The 3,924-nt window shown below is 48.4% G+C and carries 2 protein-coding genes and 3 pseudogenes; 1 reads left to right on the top strand and 4 read right to left on the bottom strand.

The annotated features are described in order from the left end of the window. Nucleotides 1–90: 90 nt before the first annotated feature. Nucleotides 91–498, bottom strand: a pseudogene (locus ACR0DT_RS24790) (transposase); the annotation flags it as partial. 551 nt (nt 499–1,049) lie between these two features. Further along, a complete protein-coding gene (locus ACR0DT_RS24785) occupies nt 1,050–1,790 on the bottom strand; it encodes a helix-turn-helix domain-containing protein (protein ID WP_480713307.1) in 741 nt (246 codons plus the stop codon). Between the two features lie 579 nt (nt 1,791–2,369). Here ACR0DT_RS24785 and ACR0DT_RS24780 point away from each other — a divergent pair. Continuing rightward, nucleotides 2,370–2,618: a hypothetical protein gene (locus tag ACR0DT_RS24780; protein WP_480713306.1), complete on the top strand. Its 249-nt coding sequence runs from the start codon at nt 2,370–2,372 to the stop codon at nt 2,616–2,618. A 7-nt stretch (nt 2,619–2,625) separates the two neighbouring features. On the opposite strand, the pseudogene ACR0DT_RS24775 reads toward ACR0DT_RS24780, so the two are convergent. Next, a pseudogene (locus ACR0DT_RS24775) lies at nt 2,626–3,127 on the bottom strand (DDE-type integrase/transposase/recombinase); the annotation flags it as partial. A gap of 144 nt (nt 3,128–3,271) precedes the next feature. After that, nucleotides 3,272–3,906: pseudogene (locus tag ACR0DT_RS24770) on the bottom strand (helix-turn-helix domain-containing protein); the annotation flags it as partial. Nucleotides 3,907–3,924 lie beyond the last annotated feature (18 nt).

Genomic DNA, 3,924 nt, shown 5'->3' with positions numbered 1-3,924 from the left:
ATCTGCCACCTATTCACTGATGAAGAGTGCTATAACTTCTTCGCCACCGCAGGAAATAAAACCAATTAAACCCGACACGCTGTAAGCTTGGTCGTTTCCGATCTGACCCATCAAATGCCCTTGGATTTCACGGGTCGTCATGCCGCGCGCGTACATGCTGATGATCTTGCTATCGAACTTCGGAAAGCACCGCTGATACCTGGCTATCAGCAGCGGGTCGAAGCTGCCCTTGCGGTCGCGGGGGATGTCCAGAACGACCTTACCGCTGTCAGTGGTCACCGTCTTCGGGCTGGTACCATTACGCCGGTTCATTGGCGGGTTTTGGCCTTCAGGCCGCGGGTCGGAGCGCTCTTTGGTCAGGTGCTCGTCCAGTTCTGCACTCAACGCTCGCTCGGCCAGAGCTTTGGTCTGCTCCTGCAGAATGTCGCTCTTGCCGAACAGATCGCCGGGCTTCCACCCGTCCATCAGATGATCTAGAAGGTCTTTGTCTATGCTCATACGTGGGTCTCCTCTTCTTAGAGCTACCACGCAAAGGCACAGAGTTCTGGATAGCCTCTCCTCTATCCGACACAAAAAAAAGGGATGGCCGCTACGGGCAAACCATCCCCTGAAGTTGTCCCTGCAGAAACAACCGAGTATTTTGCAGAAGCAGGTTCGGCGTTCTTCGCAGATACCCGGAACACAAGGATCGAATTTTAACTAAAAACAGGGTGCGAGTGCCCCGTTTTCAATTTCCATAAACGCAATATTCTTCACAAAATCGAATCCTGGCAATTGGCCCATTCCATTTTTCAATTCTTGCACACTCTGACACCTGTATGCCCCAAAAACCAAAACCGACTTGGTGGTGTGTTTGATTCTAGGGTCAGGACTCAAAACGAGGGAAGCACAAATAGAGCGACTATCGCCACACTCTGACAATTCATGTGGCAAAACGCTTTAGCACCCTTATACCTTGCGAATACATCTGTAAAATATGGACATCTGAGCCAAATTGATTCAATCTAACCCCAATCCACCAAGCGCCCGGACTGAAAACTGGGGGTTGTTTAACCACTACTAGTGGGGAAGATTAAGGAGTGTTTCAGTAAAATCTTTGAAAGAGCTAGCGCGTGTGTGGCAATATTTGATTGCGACAAAGGTGATTTTTCTACAATAGACAAGGCCCCATATAGCCTAGACGGAGTTCGCAAGCCAAAATATGCTATTGACTGAGGCTCTTCAATCACATACCCATTTGACATGATAGTTTTTCGATTAAATTCGGCTTGCGCTCTTAGCTCGTCTTGCGTAGTTAAATCAATACTACTGTATAAATTTTTAAAAATTTTCTGCTGCCTTAATCTTGGTAGAATTGAAAACGCTATACAAGACAAGTTATCCTGATCCGGGCGCAAAGATAAATTACTCTGCACTTTACTTTCGGAGCATTCGACAATGTTAAATGAGCTCAATGTTAAATAAAACCCAATTCTTATTTGTAGTTTGAAATTGCTTTGATAACCATTAAGAAGCATACACAACAAATCAAGCTCTGGCATTGAAATTGACCCGTTAGCTGAAAGATCATCAATGATTGAAGTTGCCACATACTGATGACCGCTTAAAGTTTGTCGAACCCAGCCAGACTTTTGAAGTTCTTTTAGCGCTCTATACGTTGCGGACCTTGATCTCTGTACTAACGGAAAAATATTATCGAGCGCGATTGGTCCATAACTTACAACTGCGGCATATACCTGTAGAAGTTTCGGGTGTTCAACCTGGAATTTTGAATAATCTACTTTACTCATTTTGTGCGTTCGCTTTCTTGATTCTAGGCATTTCCCGGGATTAATCTCACAACCCTATGCGCCATCTGCTCAATAAATCGGTGAAGTGGGTTTCACTTTCGAGTTAGAATTTAGTGTAGCTTTGTGAACGTGTTTGCTTCGAATAATTTTCAAGTGAATAAGTTTGTAGAGCTGTAGGTATCAGTTGGGTTTTTGTACAATATAAATAAATTTATATTTTACAATGAATTAGCAATTAGGCTTAATGTAATTTACATTAGGAGGTAAAATTTCGATTCAACCAACATACCACGGTGGTGAATAGTTTCTTTCCGATCTGTTTATATTTTTGTAATAAACTTGTGATATAAACCAAAAATAACACTTTTGTGTCACCTTGCTTTCATTCTGATATTTGGCTTTAGGGTCAGGATTCATAGCCAATAAATGGCGATTGCTGCGAAGGTGATGGCGGAGAGGGAGATCTTGGTGGCTATGAGATACCGTAACGGGGCCTAGGTTTTGCACCGCCGTTGCCACTTGTCATTTCCGCGTCGCGCTGTCGCCATTCCCGTATTGAATCTGCATGGAGACTACGGGATGAGATTGTTTATTGGATTGGATGTATCACTCGCCATGACCGCTATTTGCGTGATCAATGAGCATGGCGAGATAGTCAAAGAGGCTGAGGCGGCGAGCGATCCCGAAATTCTGGCCCATTGGCTGGGTGATTTGGCCCACGGCATCGCCGCGATTGGCTTAGAGGCTGAACCTGTGCCGCAGTGGCTACATCGAGGGCTGGCAGAGTTAGGTTTGGATGGACTTGTCTCGGAAAAATGCCGGGTTTGATGCTCATTTAAGCGGCTTTTCTTTCGAAGGCCACGGAGCTGTTCCCGGTGAGAGCGGAATGCCTGCGCCTTGGATTGTAGAATCCGTTGATGTATTCAAACAAGGCCAATTCGACCAGCCGCTTTGTGGCTCTATGCTGGTGCCAGATCAGCTCAGCCTTGAGGGTCTTGAAGAACGTTTCTACCATTGAGTTATCGAAGCAGTTACCCTTTCCGCTCATTGACACTTCGAACCCGTATTTTCGTAGAATCTTCTGGTAGTCTTGTGAGCAATATTGAGACCCGCGGTCGGTATGATGAATGCCTCCCGGCGGTGGCTGGCGCAGATTGATGGCCATTTCCAATGCGCGGGTCGCCAGATCACGCCAACCTTCACCCGCCCAGATGTAGCTGTTGTTCGCGGATATGGGCCAGCAGCACCATATCATCTCGCTGCCGCTGGCTGGGAGGCCGCTCGCGCCAGACCCGCAAGCCACGTTCAGACATCCCCAGCAGTCGGCAAAGCCGGGCTTTGGAAAGCGATCCGTCATTTGTAAAACTTTGGACTTGATCTGACGGACACCTCAGCTTTGAGTGCTGAGAATATGAGGTGCGCTGTCCGATTGGTCTGGCGCTTTGATGGTCTTCTCTACAGCGATGTGTAACGTTTCGCGGAAGGTCTGCTGCGGTGATCGCTGTTTTCTCGGTGTAGAGTTTACAAATCGCCACGCGGGCATAGGTGTCAACGAAGGTCTGCTGGTAAATCCGGCCCACACCTTTCATCGAACCCACATAATAGGTATCCTGAGAACCAAGATAGCCGGGATGATGGCTCTTGATTTCGCCATGGGACTCCTTCTGAGCCTTGGCCTTTTCCAACGCTGCCATCTGTTCCTCAGTCAGCAGAATGCCCTCCTAGGCAGCGCGCGCTTCCAGCGCCTTCAATCGCTTCTTCATCGTCTCAAGGGCGTTCCGCTGCCAGATCGAAGAACGCCCGAGGACGATACCATGATGCCTTTCTGCTGAAGCTCCCAACTGGCGCGTTCCTGCCCCAGGGCCGGGTTTTCAATCGCCAAGGCGATCACCGCGCGCTCGACATGCTCCGGCACCCGGTTCTTCACGATCGGCTTCTTGCGGCTGAGATCCATCAGCGCCTCTTCGCCGCCCTGTTCATACAATTCCTTGAACCGGTAGAAGCTGTCCCGGCTATAGCCCATCACCTTACAGGCCTGACTGGCACTGCCGAGCTGCTTGGCCAGTTCCAGCAGTCCCAGCTTCGGCTTGATGATCTTTTCCTGAATGCTTGTCATTGATCGACACTCCTAACT

This window comes from Ruegeria sp. BI11, from assembly GCF_056538005.1.
The sequence above is the reverse complement of the archived record's forward strand: the minus strand, read 5'-3'. Positions and strand labels throughout refer to the sequence as shown.